Here is a 16,045-nt window from a genome sequence, read left to right on the forward strand (position 1 = left end):
ACCCGGCGTCGCCGCCGGGTCCAGGTGTTGCAGAGCCGCTCAACCCATCAGTTGAACTTGTAGGTCGCTTCCAGACCCACCTGACGACCAATGGCATCGAAACCGCGCCAGAAGTAGGGGTAGGTGTAGTTGGTCTTGTCGATCGGGTGGTGATTGTCGAACACGTTGACCACCGACAGGCGCAGGTTCAGCTTCTCGGTGATGTCCTTGGCCACACTCGCGTTCCAGGTGATGTACGGACCGATACGCGTATCGAAGTCCGAGTAAGCCACCGGTACGGTCGGATCCCAGATCGGCGTGCTGCCCAGGCGGTTCATGAACACCGTGGCCATCCAGTCGTCCTTCGACCAGTTGATGGTCCAGCGCACACGGCTGCGGTTGTCCAGATTGCTGTTCCAGTCGCGGTAGCTCTGGATCGGCTGGTCGACCGACAGCTTCTGGGTTTGCTCCAGCACGTGGGTCCATTGCAGCGAGGTGCTGAAGTCACCGAAGCGATCAGTGTCCAAGCGGTAACGCACGGTCGCGTCGACACCCTTCGTACCCAGGAACGACTGGTTGATCGGTCCGCTGCGGATCTCGGTCAACGCATCAGTTTCGGCATTGCGACTGATGCGGCCCTGGATGATCTGGCAGTAACCGCTACTCGAAGCGTGCGGATACGCCGAGCCGTTGGGGTACAGGCCGGTGTTGCAGCCCAGTTCCGCCGCCAGGATATCGGTGCCGCTCTGCACGGTGACGACGTCGTTGAGCTCGATTTCGTAGTAGTCGGCGGCGAGCGACAGTTGCTCGGTGACATCCCACACGAAGCCGGCGGTCCAGGAGTTGCCGGTCTCTTCTTTCAGTTCCGGCGCGCCCTGCGAGGTCGTAAACACCGAGTAACGGTAATTGCCACCCGAGTTGCCGCAGACGTTGTCGCTCGTGCCGATACCGTTGAGGTAGCAGCGGTAGTAGTCGGTTACCGTGCCGAACGAACCGCTAGGCTCGGAGAACACGTAGTGCATGTCCGGCGCCTTGAAGCTGGTGGCATAGTTTGCGCGGATCAGCAGTCCGTCGAAGGGACGGAACTCCAAGCCTGCACCCCATGTGCTCGCAGCGTCCACGTCGGTGACGTCGTCGTACTTGTCGTAGCGGCCCTGCAAGCTCGCCGTCAGCATGCTGAAGATCGGCACCTTGAACTCGACGCCAGCAGCGTAACGATTGCGCTCACCGCTGCCGCCCGTGCCGGTCAGGTTGTAGATCGAACGGACCGTGGGCAGGATGCGCGCATCGCTGTCCAGATCGTAGCTCTGGCGAGACGCTTCGATCACGCTGGCGAAAGACAGCGGGCCCGCAGGCAGTTCGAACAAATCGCCGGAAAGCACGAAGTTCGCGGCAGCGTTCCGGGAGACCGCTTCGTAGTGCACCATCGTCGACATCGCGCGATAGTCGGCCGCGCTGATCGGGCCGTAGAAGCGATCCAGGTTGAGGCGATAGACAGGCAGGCCATTCGGAATACCCGCCAAGCCCGTATATGCGCCCTGACCGGTCACGCCGAGCTGGTTGCCCATGAAGTACGACGTGGCACCGGCCACTGTCATGCGCGGGCGATCGCGGACGATTTCGTATTGGGCGCCGCCCAGGGTGAATTCCCAGTCGAAGCGATCGGCGAACGAGCCGCGCAGGCCGACGGCCAGATCCAAAGAGTCTTCCTCGAACTTCTGGAACGTGCCTTCAGATCCGCCGTACGATTCTGGCGTGATCGCGCGAATCGGCAGGGCACGGATGCCGAGACCCGGGTCATAGAAGGTCGCGTTTGGCTGAGGGCCGCCGAACCACTGTTCGACACCACCGCCCAGCCTGCTGCGCGAATGGAAGGCCATCGCACTGGCCCAGCCTTCCAGGTTATCGGTGAAATTGAACGTGCCGTAGACGTAACCGGACAGATCGTTGCTGCCATTGGCGACGGTCTGCTCAGCCGGGTAGCGGTCGTAGCCGCAGCCGGGTCCGAGATTGGCGCCCGTGGTTGCGCTCGTATAGAAGTGATACTCGTACAGCGAGCTACCGCTGCAGTCGCGGCCCGCGGGCATGACGTAGCCAAGCGTGGAGCCGGTGTTGCTGATGCGGCGGATCTGGATGCCGATCGGTGGCTGATAACCGCCGCGGCCATTGTTGAGCGCCAACGGGTAGGTGCCCGGAGGCGCTGGGTTGTCGGCAGCGGAATCCATGAAGTCGCGCTGGTAACCCCACAGGGCTTCGGCGTTGTACGACTCGAACGCGTACGTCACGCTCCAGTTGTCGCCGGTCTTGCCGCCGACCCACTGGATGTCCGCCACGTCGCGGCCACCGTCGGTCGAGGTCTGGCCCTTGACCTTCAGGATGTTGCCTTCGTAGTTGGTCTTCAACACGATGTTGACCACGCCGGCGACGGCGTCGGAGCCGTATACGGCCGATGCGCCGCCCGAGAGGATCTCGATGCGTTCCACCGCCGCGGCGGGGATGTTGTTGAGGTTCTGGAAGTTGCTGCGGCCGTTGTAGGGGAACGGATAGTCGTTCGCGCGGCGGCCGTTGATCAGCAGCAGGGTGCGGCCGGGGCCGAGGCCTCGCAGGTTCACCGGGCTGGCATTCGGCGTGAAGCCGCCGGCGGCGTTGAAGTCGTTCTGCACGGAGCCCGTGTTCTGGCTCAGCGTGTCGATCGCCTCGGCCACGGTGTTGAAGCCTTCCTGCTTGATCTGTTCGGCCGTGATGACCGTGACAGGCGAAGGACCCTCAATCTCGGAGCGCTTGATGCGCGAACCGATGACCTGCACCTTGCCGAGGTTGGTCGTTTCGCCTTCCGGGGTCGAGCTGGTGGTGGCGTCCTGGGCGAATGCCGCGCCCGGGATCAGCAGGGCGCGGCATTCGCCGCGCCAAGCGGATTGCGCCGGAGCGCTTTCGCGTTTCCGTAAGTCATGTGGTGAATCCCCTAGAAATCCGTACGTGTAAGCGGCTCGCAAGAGGACCGTTCCCATCGGTCCAGGCCGCGCAAAAGCGTCCATGCAACCCGACATTAACACGGAATTAATGTGTTGCGCGTATCACAGAATTATTTCTCGTGTGTGATGCAGCCTTCACGGTTATGAGTGGCCTGTTCAGGTTTCGGTGGCTGCGGACGCAGTGCGACAATGACGTCACCACAATGGCGTGAAGTCCCATCAAGTGACTGAAAACAAAGAAAATTCCGAGCGCCCCCGCACCCATGCCGTCCAAGGCAACCTCTCCCCCCATCCGCGTGTGCGCAATGTCATCGCGGTCGGATCGGGCAAGGGCGGGGTAGGAAAGTCGACCACGGCGGTGAACCTGGCCCTGGCCCTGGCGGCCGAAGGCGCCCGCGTAGGGCTGCTGGATGCCGACGTCTACGGCCCCAGCATCCCGGCGATGCTGGGCCTGTCGGGGCGGCCGGACAGCCCGGACAACAAATCGATCGAACCGATGCGGGCGTTCGGGGTGGAGGCCATGTCCATCGGCCTGCTGGTCGACCAGGACACGCCGATGATCTGGCGCGGGCCCATGGCCACCTCGGCGCTGATGCAACTGTTCAACGACACGCTGTGGGGCGACCTGGATTACCTGCTGATCGACCTTCCGCCGGGTACGGGCGACATCCAGCTGACGCTGGCGCAGAAGATCCCGGTGGCCGGGGCGGTCATCGTCACCACGCCGCAGGACATCGCCACGTTGGATGCCAAGAAAGCGCTGAAGATGTTCGAGAAGGTCGAGGTGCCGGTGCTGGGGATCGTCGAGAACATGGCCGTCCATACCTGCTCCAACTGTGGCCACGTGGAGCACCTGTTCGGGCAGGGCGGTGGCGAACGGATGGCGGCACAGTACGGCGTGCCGTTGCTGGGCTCGCTGCCGCTGGACATCGCCATCCGCGAGCAGGGCGACGCCGGCCAGCCGGTCGTGGTCGCTGCGCCCGATTCGGCAGTGGCGCAGGCCTACCGGCAGACGGCACGGGTCATGGCGGCCACGCTGGCCCAGCGCCCGCGCGCCCCGCTTTCCATCCTGTCCTCACTGGTCTAGCGCGCGACGCAGACGGCGGGCGGGGGCCCGCCCTACAATTCCCCGTCCGCCGCGCGCCGTCCGCGTGGCCTTCGCCCCACACACCAGGATTTGCATGAGCATCAAGAGCGACCGTTGGATCCGCCGCATGGCCGAGCAGCAGGGCATGATCGAACCGTTCGAGCCGGGGCAGGTGAAGCACGCCAACGGCGAGCGCATCGTCAGCTACGGCACATCCAGTTACGGCTACGACGTGCGCTGCTCGCGCGAGTTCAAGGTGTTCACCAACATCAACTCCACGATCGTCGATCCCAAGCACTTCGATCCGAAGAGCTTCGTGGACATCGAGGCCGACGAGTGCATCATCCCCCCGAACAGCTTCGCGCTGGCGCGCACGGTGGAATTCTTCCGCATCCCGCGTGACACGCTGGTGGTGTGCCTCGGCAAGAGTACTTATGCGCGCTGCGGCATCATCGTCAACGTGACCCCGCTGGAGCCGGAGTGGGAAGGCCACGTGACGCTGGAATTCAGCAACACCACGCCGCTGCCGGCGCGCATCTACGCGAACGAGGGTGTCGCGCAGATGCTGTTCTTCCAGTCCGATGCCGACGATGTCTGCGAGACCAGCTACAAGGATCGCGGCGGCAAGTACCAGGGCCAGACCGGCGTGACGCTGCCGCGCACCTGATCGTTCATTTCACCCATCGCAACGCAGGGAAGCACGATGCAAGCACCGCCTCCAATGCCGCAGGACCCCTATCGCACGCCTGATGCGGAGGTCGCGTCGACGCCCGGCACCGCGCTCGACCCGGCAATCCGTGCGTTGCGGTTGGTTGCGGTCCTGATCGATGGCTGCATCGCCCTGGTGGTGATGGTGCCGCTCATGTTCATGGGCGGCTATTGGGAGGCGGCGTTCGAAGCGGGGCGTTCGGGCGGATTCGGCCTGATGCCGCTGGGTACCACGCTGCTGTGGGCCGCCGTAGGCTTCCTCGTGTTCGTGCTGATCCAGGGCTATCCGTTGCAGATGACGGGACAGACCTGGGGCAAGAAGCTGCTGTCGCTGAAGATCGTCGATCTGCAGGGCAACAAGCCGTCGCTCGCAGACCTGCTGCTGAAGCGCTACCTGCCGACGCACGCGATCGGAAATCTTCCCTGTCTGGGTGTGATCTACCTGCTGGTCGATTCGCTGATGATCTTCCGTCCGGATCAGCGCTGCGTGCACGACCTGATCGCCGGCACCCGGGTCGTCAAGACGTCCTGATCCTTATGCCAGGCGCTGGCGCCAGGCATCGACCTGCGCGTTCAAGGCGGTGGGAGCATGCCGAATGGCGCTCCCGCTGCCCCATACCGGCCCCGGCCACGCGGCATCGCCTTCGTGCCGTCCCACCAGATGCACGTGCAACTGGCGCACGATGTTGCCCAGCGCGCCGATGTTGAGTTTCTCAACGCCGGTCTGCGCACGGATGAGCTGCCCGGCCTGGTTGATCTCCGCAAGCAGCAGGCGCTGTTGTCCGCCGTCCAGTTCCAGCCATTCGCTGACGCCGTTCACGCGTGGCACCAGCAGCAGCCACGGGAAGCGGGTGTCGTCCATCAGGCGGACCTGCGACAGCGGTCCGTCGGCGATGAAAGCGCTGTCGGCAGCCAGGCGGGGATCGAGGACGAAGTCGGTCATGCGAGGTTCCGTGCGAAGAAATCGAGTGTGCGTTCGCGCGCCAGGCGCGCACTGACGGGATCGTAATCGGCGCGCAGGTCGCAGTTGAAGCCATGGCCGGCGGGGTAGGTGAAAACTTCCATCTGCGGCAGCGCGTCCCGATGGGCCCGGACCATCTCCGGAGGGATGGACGCATCCCGTTCGCCGAAATGGAACATCACGGGCGCGCGCGGCGTTTCCTGGAGGAAGGGCAGGTTGCGCGCCCCGTAGTAGCTGACCGACGGCAGACCCAGCCGCAGTGCGGCCAGCAGAGCGACCGTGCCGCCCCAGCAGTAGCCCACGGTACCGACGTTGCCTTCGCCTGCCAGCGACTCGGCGGCGGCGCGGGTGATGTCCGCTGCACGTTCGAGGCCCAGTGACGTGATCAGCGACTTCCCGCGTGCGATGCCTGCGGCGTCGTACTCCAGTTCCACGCCGGGTTCGATCGGATCGAAGTAGGCCGGCGCCAGCGCGATGTAACCCTCCCGCGCGAAGCCCTCGGCCACGGTGCGGATGTGTGGATTGACGCCGAAGATCTCCTGCACCACGACCAGCGCACCGCGCGGCGCGCCCTCGGGGTCGGCCCGCCAGGCATGGATGCGGCCGTGTGGGGACTCGAAAGGCAGCCATTGGCCCATGGGTGCGCTCCGCTCTTGGGGGCGGACTAGTGTAGGCGCCGCGGGGTGTGCGGGGAGTGCAGTCTGAACGGCCCGGCCAGGCCTGCCGATGGCCCGGGGCTATAATCCGCGGCCCCGTACACGCCGCCGCCGTACTCCCATGTCCCTGCAGAACCCCAAGGTGGGCTTCGTCAGCCTCGGCTGCCCGAAAGCCCTGGTCGATTCCGAACGCATCCTCACCCAGCTCCGCGTGGAGGGATACGACATCGTGCCGACCTACGACGCGGCGGACGTGGTGGTGGTGAACACCTGCGGGTTCATCGATTCCGCCGTGGCCGAATCGCTCGATGCCATCGGCGAAGCGATGAACGAGAACGGCAAGGTCATCGTCACCGGCTGCCTGGGCAAGCGCCCGGAGCAGATCCGCGAGCAATACCCGGACGTGCTGTCGATCAGCGGTCCGCAGGACTACCAGAGCGTGATGGAAGCGCTGCACGCGGCGCTGCCGCCGAAGCACGATCCCTTCGTCGACCTGGTGCCGGACTACGGCGTCAAGCTGACGCCGCGCCACTACGCGTACCTGAAGATTTCCGAGGGCTGCAACCACCGCTGCAGCTTCTGCATCATCCCGTCGATGCGCGGCGATCTGGTGTCGCGCCCGGTCGATGACGTGCTGCGCGAGGCCGAGCGCCTGGTGCGCGGCGGCGTGAAGGAACTGCTGGTGGTGTCTCAGGACACGTCTGCCTACGGCGTGGACGTGAAGTACGCCGAACGGGAATGGCGCGGCAAGGCGTACCAGACGCGGATGAAGGCGCTGTGCGAAGGTCTGGGCGAGCTCGATGCCTGGGTGCGCATGCATTACGTCTACCCGTATCCGCACGTCGACGACGTGATTCCGCTGATGGCCGAAGGCAAGGTGCTGCCTTACCTGGATATTCCTTTCCAGCACGCCAGCCCGCGCATCCTCAAGCTGATGAAGCGCCCCGGCGCCGTCGACAAGACGCTGGAGCGCGTGAAGCGCTGGCGTTCGATCAGCCCCGACATCACCCTGCGCTCGACCTTCATCGTCGGCTTCCCCGGCGAGACGGAGCAGGAGTTCGAGGAACTGCTGCAGTTCCTCGATGAAGCGCAACTCGACCGCGTTGGTGCGTTCGCCTACTCGCCGGTCGAAGGCGCGGCGGCCAACCTGTTGCCGGACCCGGTGCCGGAGGAAGTGAAACAGGAGCGCCTGGCCCGTTTCATGGAGAAGCAGGCGGAGATCTCCGCCGCGCGCCTCGAAGCGAAGATCGGCACGGTGCAGCAGTGCCTGGTGGACCTGATCGAAGACGATATCGCCGTCGCGCGCTCGAAGGCCGATGCGCCGGAGATCGATGGACTGGTGCATATCCAGAATGGCGGCGAACTGGGGCTGCGCGTCGGCCAGTTCGTCGACGTGGAAATCACCGAGAGCGACGAGCACGACCTGATTGGCGATGCCATCGTCGAAACGGCGGGCCGGCCGCTCGACGTCAAGGTGCTGTGACCGCGCCGGCGACGGGCGCGCATGCTGGCAACGGCCGGCGTCGTTTCGTCGCTCCCCTGCGCGGGCACGTCGATGCCGCATGCTTCCGGCATCCCCTGTTCGATGGGTATGGCGAGTACCGGGACCTGCTGACGGCCCCGCACTGGCCCGACATCGAGGCCCTCAATGCGCGGATGCCGCTCTCAGGTACTCGTTTCGCGAGACAGGATGCCGGCTTGCTTGCCGACGGGCTGCATTACGAAGCACGGACCGCGCAGGGATGCATCGCCACGCGTGCGGATAACTGGCATGACCTGTTCAACGCGATGGTCTGGCTGCGTCATCCGGCTCTCAAGCACGCGCTCAACCAGCAGCAGTGCAGGCACATCGCGCGCATGGGCTCGCGTGAGCGCAGTCCCGCGCAGCAAGCACTGACCCAGTTCGATGAAAGCGGCGTCATCGTGCAGGTGCGCGATGCAGCACTGCTGGATCTGTGGGATCGGCACGACTGGGCGGCACTGTTCCGTGCGAACGCCGCACGCTGGCATGACGGCGGCATCACCGTCGCTGCGGTGGTGGGGCATGCGCTGATGGAGCAGGTGCTGGTGCCCGGGCGCTTGCTGGTCGGCAAGTGTTTGGTGGTACTCGGCGATCCGGCAGACGTGCTCAAGCAGGTGATCGAATCGATGTCGGCGGGCGCGATCCTCACTGCGCCAAGCGAATTGCGTCCGCTGCCACTGGCCGGCATTCCCGGGTGGCACGCAGGACAGGATGCCGCGTTCTACGGGCAGGAGGACTACTTCCGTCCCTTGCGGGACGGCCGCGTTTACCCGCGACCGTTGTGACGATCAGCTCGCGTAGCTGACATCCATCAGCACGAAGTGGGTAACGCCGCCGGGGAGTTCGACCGAGAATTCGTCGTCGATGCGCTTCTTCAACAATGCACGCGCAAGCGGCGAATCGATGCTGATCCAGCCGCGGGCCGCCTCGGTCTCGTCGGGGCCGACGATGCGGTAACGCGAGGTTTCGCCATTGGCGATGTTCTCCAGCTCGATGGTGGCGCCGAAGAACACGGCGTCGGGATCGCTGGGCGCGGTGTCGACCACGCGCAGCACTTCCAGCCGCTTGCTCAGGTAGCGCACGCGCCGGTCGATCTCGCCTAGCTGCTTCTTGCGGTAGGTGTACTCGGCGTTCTCGGAGCGGTCGCCCTCCGCGGCGGCAGCGGCCAGGGCCTTCACCACCTCGGGGCGGCGCACGCGCCACAGATCGTCCAACTCCGCCTTGAGGCGATCATGGCCTTCGCGGGTGATCAGGGCGGTGCTCTTCTCGCCCGGTGGGCGCCAGCGCGACACGTCAGCGTTCTCCGGCGGCTTCCGCGCGCTGCAACGTGCGCCCGCGCGGGTCCTCGACCGGCTCGATGCAGCTACCCGCGGTCAACACCAGCAGATCGTCGTCATGGATGGCGAACTCCTGCGCAGGTCGACCGTCTTCCGGCGCGAGCTGCACGCAGGTGCCATTCCATGTCACCGACCAGCGGCCGGCGCGCCTGGGTGCCACCTGCAAGTCGTCCTGGCAATGCGCTTGCAGCACGTATCGGCCGTCAGCCCCCAGGTCGAGCAACACGTCCTGCGATGCGCAGGCTTCGGCCGGCAGGCTGCCGAAGAACGTGCCGGCGAACGTCGACGGCGCCGGATTGGCGGCGGAAGCCGCCAGCGACAACGCGCAGGCCAACGGTACGAAACTCCACTTCATGCGCGTGATCAGCGACGTCCGCCGAAGATGCTGCCCAGGATGCCGCGCACGATCTGGTTGCCCAGCTTGGTGCCGACCGTACGCGTGGTCTGCTTGGCCATCGTCTCGATCATGCCCTGGCGACGCTTGGTGCCAAACACCGCGTCCTTCACGGCCTGGCCGAAGCCGCCGGCGTCGGGATCGTCCTGCTCGGTCTTCGCGGGCGGCGCCTGGGCGGCCTGCGTGGCGGTCTCGGCGCGCTTGGCGAGCATTTCCGCAGCGGACTCGCGATCGACGCGGGTATCGTACTTGCCGCCGACAGGGCTGCCGTTGCGCACCTGCTGGCGTTCGCCTTCGTTGATCGCGCCCATCCGGCAGCGGGGCGGCGACACCATCGTCTGCTGCACGGGCGAGGGGATGCCCTTGTCCTGCAATGTCGACACCAGCGCCTCACCGGTGCCGAGCTTGGAAATCGCCTGGGCCACGTCGAGCTTGGGATTCGGCACGAAGGTCTCGGCGGCGGTCTTCACCGCCTTCTGGTCGCGCGGCGTGAACGCGCGCAACGCATGCTGCACGCGGTTGCCCAGCTGGCCGAGGATGTTGTCCGGCACGTCGTCGGGGAACTGCGAGCAGAAGTAGACGCCCACGCCCTTGGAACGGATCAGCCGCACGACCTGTTCGATGCGCTGCTGCAACGCGGGCGGAGAGTCGTCGAACAGCAGGTGTGCTTCGTCGAAGACGAACACGAGCTTGGGTTTGTCCAGGTCGCCGACTTCCGGCAGTGTCTCGAACAGTTCGGACAGCAGCCACAGCAGGAAGCTGGAATACAGGCGGGGCTTCAGGATCAACTGGTCCGCCGCGAGGATGCCGATCACGCCGCGGCCATCGGTATTCGTGCGCATCAGGTCGGCCAGTTCCAGCGCCGGCTCGCCGAAGAACATCTCGCCGCCTTCCTGCTCCAGCCGCAGCAGCGCGCGCTGGATGGCGCCGACCGACTGCGTGCTCACCAGGCCGTAGCTGGTGGAAATGTCCTTGCGCTCGGCGGCGACCAGGCCCAGCAGGGCACGCAGGTCTTCCAGGTCCAGCAGCAACAGCCCGCGGTCGTCGGCGAGCTTGAACACGATGTCGAGCACGCCGCTCTGGGTGTCGTTGAGTTCCAGGATGCGCGAGAGCAGGGTGGGGCCCATCTCGCTGACGGTCGTGCGGACCGGATGGCCCAGCTTGCCGTAGAGATCCCAGAAGATCACCGGATTCGCGCCCGGCGCGTAGTCGGCGATGCCGATGTCCTTCGCGCGCTGCAGCACCTTCTCGCTGCCGTCGCCTGCGGCGGCCAGGCCGGCCACGTCGCCCTTCACGTCGGCCATGAACACGGGCACGCCCATTCGCGAGAAACCCTCCGCGAGCGTCATCAGCGTCACCGTCTTGCCGGTGCCGGTGGCGCCGGCCACCAGGCCGTGGCGGTTGCCGAACTTCGGCTGCAGCGTGACCGGAATGTCGTCGGTGACGCCCTTGCCCAGCAGGATCGGATCCATGTTCAACCTCGCGTGGTGATGGCCCGATTCTAGCGGCAGTACATGAGCGGCGGTGCAACATTCCATGACGCCTGACCTTGCCCGCGGCGCGCGGGCGGGGCTACCCTCCCGACTCACACTCTGGATGCATGCCTGATGTCCTTCGCAGTTCCTGCTTGCCTGCGCTACTGGCCTGTCCTGGCCACCTTGTCCCTGTTGCTGGTTTCGCCCGTCTCCCATGCCCAGCGCGTGTCCGCGCGTGATCGCGCCGCCGTCGAAGCGCTGGAGCAACGCATGGCCGTGGCGGAGAAGCGGTACCGCGACGGGCTGGTGCTGGTGGCCAACAGCGATCCCCGCGGTGCAGGCGAGAGCGATGCGGCACTGGAGGACATGGAGGACGTGCTGGACGCCTGCATCAAGCAGCGCGGTTGCCAGGTGCACACGCTGCTGGCCAGCTACAAGCGGCTGCTGAAGGACAATGCCGACGGGCAGACCGCGGACGCGGAGGACGAGGGCGACGCGATCGACGCGCTGGACGACGGCACCGACCATGCAACGCCCGCCGGCACCGCGGTGCCGGAGACGGCCCGCACCGCGGCCCTGCTCAACGACCAGCGCCACGCGTTCGACCGGATGGTCGAGTACAACCCCGCCATCCAGGCGGGTATCCGCCGCTGGCTGACCGACATGCGGCCGGCGCTGATCGACAGCTACGAGAACTACCAGAACATGCGCGCCGAGCTGTACCCCGCCTGGGAGCGCAGCGGACTGCCGGAAGCCCTGCTGTTCGGCATCATGGCCAAGGAATCCAACGGCAAAGTGCATTCCACCTCGCGTGCCGGCGCGGCGGGACCGATGCAGTTCATGTTCAACACCGGTGCGCGCTTCGGGCTCGGCCGCGATGCCAGCGGCTTCGATACGCGCTACGACCCCTATGCCTCCGGGCAGGCCAGCGCGGCGTACATCAACGAGCGCATGCGAGGCCTGAACAACAATATCGAGCTCGCGCTAGCCGCCTACAACGGTGGCGAGGGCCGTGCCGCACGTGTCTATCGCGAGAACAGCGGTCTTGGGTTCTGGGACGACGTGGTCTATAGCCAGTTTCCTGGCGAGACGCGCGACTACGTTCCGATGGTGATTGCGGCGGCGTGGCTGTTCCTGCACCCGCGCCAGTACGGCCTGGAATTCCCGAAGGTCAACGCGCAGCCGGCGCCGCTGAAGCTGGCGCGCGATGCCTCGATCTACGAGCTGACCATCTGCCTGGGCAATGGCGGCACCCGCGAGGGTTACATGCGCACGCTGCGCAACCTCAATCCGCGTTACCAGCCGGAGACGTGGATTCCAGCCGGCACCACCCTGAAAGCCAGCGCGCGCATCGCGGGTCTCTATGCGCGCTACTGCATCAACGGTCCACGCGCCGAGCTGGCCCGCACGCTGGTCAATGCGGATCCCGCCGCCGCCATCCGTCGCACGCAGCTCACCGGCAACGTCGCCGTCGGCGACGTGATGCCGGTAGCCGGCGTCCCGACCACGGTGGCGACCGGCGAGCCGAAGCCCGCTGAGCCCAAGGCCAAGCAGGCCCGCGAGTACCGCGTCGCCAAGGGCGACACGCTGGGGCGCATCTCCAAGCGTTTCCAATGCGACCAGAAGAAGCTCGCACGCGCGAACAACCTGAAGGCGCCGGCCTACGCCGTGCGGCCGGGCCAGGAGCTCACGCTGGAAAGCTGCAAGAAGTAACCGATGGCGACGCCCAGGGAAGGCAGTCGTGTCGTCTGGATACTCGCCATCGCTGCCAGCGCGGCGTTGGCGATCCTCGGCGCTGAGATCGACGGGCTACGTGGCCTGCACTACGTCTTCAAGCCGCTGACGACGCTGTTGATCCTGGCGATGGCGCGTCGGCGCACGGGTGGAACCGGGCTATACGCACGCTGGATCGGGATCGGCCTGGTGCTCTCCACGGCGGGCGACATCTTCCTGATGTTGCCGTTCGACGGCTTCGTCTTCGGCCTGGGCAGTTTCCTGCTGGCCCACCTCGCGTATCTGTGGGCCTTGCGCCAGCGCGGCGGATGGTGGCGTGTGCGCTGGCCCGTCGTCGTCTACGCCGTGGTCGCGTCGTGCGTACTCGCCCGGCTGTGGCCCGGGTTGCCGAACGAGTTGAAGCTGCCCGTGATCGTGTACGTCATTGCCCTGGCCGGCATGGCGGCACAGGCAGCGAGCGTGTGGCGCGAACATCCTGATACCAAAACACGCGTGGCGGCGATCGGCGGCGCGTTCTTCGTGGCGTCCGATGCCTTGCTGGCACTGGATCGCTTCAGCGCGCCGATTCCGCTGGCGAGCACGTTCGTGCTGGCGACCTACTGGATCGCGCAGTGGTGCATCGCGCGATCAGTGCAGGTGACCGGGGGTGGAATCAGGCCAGCGACGCCAGTCGCTGACCCAACCGCACCGGCGATTCAGCCTGCAGCTCCGGCGTCAGCGTTGCCACGCCGGGCGGCAGCAGCACGATCACCGTGGAGCCGTAGTTAAAGCGCGCCATCTCGGCGAAACGCTCCAGCGTGATGCCCTTGCCACGGTAGTCCTTGCGGGTGATCGCGGTGCCGTAAGCGGGGATTTCCTCGCCGCTCCACACCGTTTCCACGCCCGAAACGAGCAGCGCGCCGACCATCACCGAGACCATCGGGCCGAAATCGGTGTCGAAGTGGCAGACCAGGCGCTCGTTGCGGGCGAACAGGCGCGGCACGTTCGCTACCGCATCGGTGCCCACGCTGAAGAGCCGGCCGGGCACGTGCACGGTTTCCCGCAGCGTGCCGGTCCACGGCATGTGCACGCGGTGATAATCGCGCGGCGACAGGTAGACCGTAGCGAACAGGCCGTTGCGGAACGGCTCCGCCGCCGCGGCATCGCCCAGCAGTTCGGTCGCCGTGAACGACTGCCCCTTGGCCTGGAAGATGCGGCCGTCCTTGATCGGGCCGCACTGGCTGATGTGGCCGTCGGCCGGCATCAGCAGTGCGCGCGGATCGGCATCGGCGACGCGGGCGCCGGGCTTCAGCGCGCGGGTGAAGAAGGCATTGAAGCTGGGATACGAACGCGGATCGGGATTCGCGGCCTCGCCGAGGTCGACGTTGAACTTCTTCGTCACCGTATCGATCAGCCAGCGGCTGGTGCCCGGCGAGGTGGAGTACGCCAGCTTCCGCGCAAGCGACGACAGGAAGCGGTGCGGCAGGACGTAGGTCAGCGAGGTCAGCAGGCTCATTTCGACGACGCCTCGGTCAGCGCGCGCATGTCCGCGGCGATCGCTTTGGGCTGGAACGGCGGACGAATCAGGCCGGCCAGCCGGCCCTGCGGGTCCAGCACGCCGATCGCGGAGGAGTGGTCCATGCTGTAGTCGTTCGGGTTCTGGTCGAAGCCATCGCCCGGCACCTTCATGAAGACGAAGCCCAGCGACTTGGCGAAGTTCTCCAGCGTCGGCACGTCCGCGGTCGCGGCCATCGTGTCGGGATGGAAGGCATGCGCGTACTCGCCGATGCGGGTGGGCGTGTCGCGTTCCGGGTCCACCGACACGAACAGCACGCGCGGACGGGTGGAGTCGGGCAGGTCCTTCCATTGCGCCTGCGCCTGGGCGAGTTCGGCCAGCGTGGTGGGGCAGACGTCGGGGCAGAAGGTGAAGCCCAGGAATACCAGCGTCCAGTGGCCCTTGAGCTCGCCGTCGGCCAACTGGGTGCCGTCGGACTGGCGCAGCGAAAACGGCGGCAGCGGGCGCGCCTGCGGGAACAGGGTCACCGCCTCGGTGGGCGGCCACTGCGTCGCCGGGGTCACCGGGCCGAAGAACTTCTGCGCGGCCAGCAGGCCCAGGCCGGCGGCGAGCGCCAGGACGAGGATGAGGCCGATCTTCTTGTTGAACATGCGCTGGGGATTCCCACGAAACAGGGTGCGGCCCGTGGGCCGGCGCCGCATGGGCGCGGCGGCAAGGCGGCCATGATACCGGGGCAGCCCCTATAATCGGCGGCCTTCGCCGTTCCGGCGTCTTCACAAGCCTTGCCATGACCGCCGACGTCGCCGCCGAACTGCACACCATCATCGACCTGATCCGGTACGGCGCCAGCCGTTTCAACGCCGCCGGCCTGACCTTCGGTCACAGCTACGACAACGCGCTGGATGAGGCGACCTTCCTGGTGCTGCACACCCTGCACCTGCCGCCGGACCTGGGCCCGGCCTATGGCCAGGCGCGCGTCACCACGCCCGAGAAGGCGCAGGTGCTGGCGCTGTTCGAGCGTCGCGTGAGCGAGCGCGTACCGGTCGCCTACCTGACCGGCGAGGCCTGGTTCGCCGGACTGAGCTTCAAGAGCGATGCGCGCGCGCTGGTGCCGCGTTCGCCGATCGCCGAGCTGATCGAAGCCGGCTTCGAGCCCTGGCTGGGCGGCCGCGAGGTCAATCGCGCGCTCGATCTGTGTACCGGTTCGGGCTGCATCGCCATTGCGATGGGGCACTACCACCCCGACTGGCAGGTCGATGGCGTCGATATCAGCGACGACGCCCTCGCGCTGTCGGCGGAGAACAAGGCCCGCTTGCACGCGGACAACGTGCACTTCGTGAAATCGGACCTGTTCTCCGGGCTGACCGGTCGCCATTACGACCTGATCGTGACCAATCCGCCCTACGTCACCAACGACGAGACCGATGCGCTGCCGAAGGAGTACTCCTTCGAACCGGAACTCGGCCTGCGCGCCGGCGACGATGGCCTGGACCTGGTGCTGAAGATCCTTCGCGATGCGCCGCTGCACCTGAGCCAGGACGGACTGCTGATCTGCGAAGTCGGCGAGTCCGAACACGCGCTGGTGAGGCTGCTGCCGGACGTCGAGTTCGCCTGGATCGAATTCAAGGTGGGCCAGATGGGCATCTTCGCGGTCGAATGCGCGGAACTGATCCGCCACAACGCGCGCATCACCGCGCTCGCCGCCACGCGAAAATAAGGCGCCGG

The 16,045-nt window shown here is 66.2% G+C and carries 16 protein-coding genes; 8 read left to right on the plus strand and 8 right to left on the minus strand.

Features of this window, described 5'->3' with window-relative positions:
- Window positions 1-47: 47 nt before the first annotated feature.
- Window positions 48-2,972 carry a TonB-dependent receptor plug domain-containing protein gene (locus tag ACSION_RS07945; RefSeq protein ID WP_435305574.1) on the minus strand — a complete coding sequence of 975 codons (2,925 nt, stop codon included), beginning with the start codon at window positions 2,970-2,972 and terminating at the stop codon, window positions 48-50.
- 202 nt (window positions 2,973-3,174) lie between these two features.
- Here ACSION_RS07945 and apbC point away from each other — a divergent pair, with 202 nt between their 5' ends.
- The 3 genes from apbC to ACSION_RS07960 all read left to right on the plus strand — a co-directional run bounded on the left by apbC (window position 3,175) and on the right by ACSION_RS07960 (window position 5,278).
- Window positions 3,175-4,038, plus strand: a complete 864-nt coding sequence (apbC, locus tag ACSION_RS07950; protein ID WP_435305575.1) for an iron-sulfur cluster carrier protein ApbC — start codon at window positions 3,175-3,177, stop codon at window positions 4,036-4,038.
- Between the two features lie 94 nt (window positions 4,039-4,132).
- A complete protein-coding gene (gene dcd / locus ACSION_RS07955; RefSeq protein ID WP_435305576.1) occupies window positions 4,133-4,705 on the plus strand; it encodes a dCTP deaminase in 573 nt (190 codons plus the stop codon).
- 36 nt (window positions 4,706-4,741) lie between these two features.
- Window positions 4,742-5,278 (plus strand): RDD family protein, encoded by a 537-nt coding sequence (locus ACSION_RS07960; protein WP_435305577.1) that lies wholly within the window; start codon window positions 4,742-4,744, stop codon window positions 5,276-5,278.
- Window positions 5,279-5,281: 3 nt separating this feature from the next.
- Here the strand turns inward: ACSION_RS07960 and ACSION_RS07965 are convergent, their stop codons facing one another.
- Together ACSION_RS07965 and ACSION_RS07970 are read right to left on the minus strand one after the other, a co-directional pair.
- A complete protein-coding gene (locus tag ACSION_RS07965; protein ID WP_435305578.1) occupies window positions 5,282-5,689 on the minus strand; it encodes an HIT family protein in 408 nt (135 codons plus the stop codon).
- Window positions 5,686-6,345: a dienelactone hydrolase family protein gene (locus tag ACSION_RS07970; protein WP_435305579.1), complete on the minus strand. Its 660-nt coding sequence runs from the start codon at window positions 6,343-6,345 to the stop codon at window positions 5,686-5,688. Before ACSION_RS07970 ends, ACSION_RS07965 begins: the two co-directional genes overlap by 4 nt.
- Window positions 6,346-6,484: 139 nt before the next feature.
- Here ACSION_RS07970 and rimO point away from each other — a divergent pair, with 139 nt between their 5' ends.
- Both rimO and ACSION_RS07980 read left to right on the plus strand, forming a co-directional pair.
- Complete coding sequence (gene rimO / locus ACSION_RS07975; protein ID WP_435305580.1) at window positions 6,485-7,846, plus strand: 30S ribosomal protein S12 methylthiotransferase RimO; 1,362 nt, start codon at window positions 6,485-6,487, stop codon at window positions 7,844-7,846.
- Window positions 7,843-8,670: a DUF3025 domain-containing protein gene (locus ACSION_RS07980; protein ID WP_435305581.1), complete on the plus strand. Its 828-nt coding sequence runs from the start codon at window positions 7,843-7,845 to the stop codon at window positions 8,668-8,670. The genes rimO and ACSION_RS07980 overlap by 4 nt, the downstream gene beginning before the upstream one ends.
- A 3-nt stretch (window positions 8,671-8,673) precedes the next feature.
- Here the strand turns inward: ACSION_RS07980 and greB are convergent, their stop codons facing one another.
- Genes greB through ACSION_RS07995 form a run of 3 tightly spaced genes read right to left on the minus strand, consistent with a single transcriptional unit; the run spans window position 8,674 to window position 11,088 of the window.
- Entirely contained in the window at window positions 8,674-9,177 is a 504-nt protein-coding gene (greB, locus tag ACSION_RS07985) for a transcription elongation factor GreB (RefSeq protein WP_435305582.1), read from the minus strand.
- A gap of 1 nt (window position 9,178) precedes the next feature.
- Complete coding sequence (locus tag ACSION_RS07990; RefSeq protein WP_435305583.1) at window positions 9,179-9,577, minus strand: copper resistance protein NlpE N-terminal domain-containing protein; 399 nt, start codon at window positions 9,575-9,577, stop codon at window positions 9,179-9,181.
- An 8-nt stretch (window positions 9,578-9,585) separates the two neighbouring features.
- The gene (locus tag ACSION_RS07995; protein WP_093490602.1) at window positions 9,586-11,088 is read right to left on the minus strand and encodes a helicase HerA-like domain-containing protein; all 1,503 of its coding nucleotides are present in this window, start codon (window positions 11,086-11,088) and stop codon (window positions 9,586-9,588) included.
- 135 nt (window positions 11,089-11,223) lie between these two features.
- On the opposite strand from ACSION_RS07995, the gene ACSION_RS08000 reads away from it, so the two are divergent.
- Window positions 11,224-12,804 (plus strand): transglycosylase SLT domain-containing protein, encoded by a 1,581-nt coding sequence (locus tag ACSION_RS08000; RefSeq protein WP_435305584.1) that lies wholly within the window; start codon window positions 11,224-11,226, stop codon window positions 12,802-12,804.
- Window positions 12,805-12,807: 3 nt separating this feature from the next.
- Window positions 12,808-13,593, plus strand: coding sequence for a lysoplasmalogenase (locus ACSION_RS08005; protein ID WP_435305585.1), 786 nt, complete (start codon window positions 12,808-12,810; stop codon window positions 13,591-13,593).
- On the opposite strand, the gene asd is transcribed toward ACSION_RS08005, so the two are convergent.
- Both asd and ACSION_RS08015 read right to left on the minus strand, forming a co-directional pair.
- Complete coding sequence (asd, locus tag ACSION_RS08010; RefSeq protein WP_435305586.1) at window positions 13,478-14,320, minus strand: archaetidylserine decarboxylase; 843 nt, start codon at window positions 14,318-14,320, stop codon at window positions 13,478-13,480. The two genes, ACSION_RS08005 and asd, sit on opposite strands and share 116 nt — an antisense overlap.
- A complete protein-coding gene (locus ACSION_RS08015; protein ID WP_435305587.1) occupies window positions 14,317-14,970 on the minus strand; it encodes an SCO family protein in 654 nt (217 codons plus the stop codon). The genes asd and ACSION_RS08015 overlap by 4 nt, the downstream gene beginning before the upstream one ends.
- A gap of 137 nt (window positions 14,971-15,107) precedes the next feature.
- Between ACSION_RS08015 and prmB the strand changes: the two genes are divergently transcribed.
- Window positions 15,108-16,037, plus strand: a complete 930-nt coding sequence (gene prmB / locus ACSION_RS08020; RefSeq protein WP_435305588.1) for a 50S ribosomal protein L3 N(5)-glutamine methyltransferase — start codon at window positions 15,108-15,110, stop codon at window positions 16,035-16,037.
- Window positions 16,038-16,045: the final 8 nt, after the last annotated feature.

The organism is Pseudoxanthomonas sp. LjRoot125 (genome assembly GCF_964252705.1).
GTDB lineage: Bacteria > Pseudomonadota > Gammaproteobacteria > Xanthomonadales > Xanthomonadaceae > Pseudoxanthomonas_A.

Excerpts from the sequence above, each read along its gene's own strand:
- dcd (WP_435305576.1), top strand. The coding sequence starts at position 4,133 with ATGAGCATCAAGAGCGACCGTTGGATCCGCCGCATGGCCGAGCAGCAG.
- ACSION_RS07960 (WP_435305577.1), top strand. The coding sequence starts at position 4,742 with ATGCAAGCACCGCCTCCAATGCCGCAGGACCCCTATCGCACGCCTGAT.
- ACSION_RS07965 (WP_435305578.1), bottom strand. The coding sequence starts at position 5,689 with ATGACCGACTTCGTCCTCGATCCCCGCCTGGCTGCCGACAGCGCTTTC.
- ACSION_RS07970 (WP_435305579.1), bottom strand. The coding sequence starts at position 6,345 with ATGGGCCAATGGCTGCCTTTCGAGTCCCCACACGGCCGCATCCATGCC.
- rimO (WP_435305580.1), top strand. The coding sequence starts at position 6,485 with ATGTCCCTGCAGAACCCCAAGGTGGGCTTCGTCAGCCTCGGCTGCCCG.
- ACSION_RS07990 (WP_435305583.1), bottom strand. The coding sequence starts at position 9,577 with ATGAAGTGGAGTTTCGTACCGTTGGCCTGCGCGTTGTCGCTGGCGGCT.
- ACSION_RS07995 (WP_093490602.1), bottom strand. The coding sequence starts at position 11,088 with ATGGATCCGATCCTGCTGGGCAAGGGCGTCACCGACGACATTCCGGTC.
- ACSION_RS08000 (WP_435305584.1), top strand. The coding sequence starts at position 11,224 with ATGTCCTTCGCAGTTCCTGCTTGCCTGCGCTACTGGCCTGTCCTGGCC.
- ACSION_RS08005 (WP_435305585.1), top strand. The coding sequence starts at position 12,808 with ATGGCGACGCCCAGGGAAGGCAGTCGTGTCGTCTGGATACTCGCCATC.
- asd (WP_435305586.1), bottom strand. The coding sequence starts at position 14,320 with ATGAGCCTGCTGACCTCGCTGACCTACGTCCTGCCGCACCGCTTCCTG.
- ACSION_RS08015 (WP_435305587.1), bottom strand. The coding sequence starts at position 14,970 with ATGTTCAACAAGAAGATCGGCCTCATCCTCGTCCTGGCGCTCGCCGCC.
- prmB (WP_435305588.1), top strand. The coding sequence starts at position 15,108 with ATGACCGCCGACGTCGCCGCCGAACTGCACACCATCATCGACCTGATC.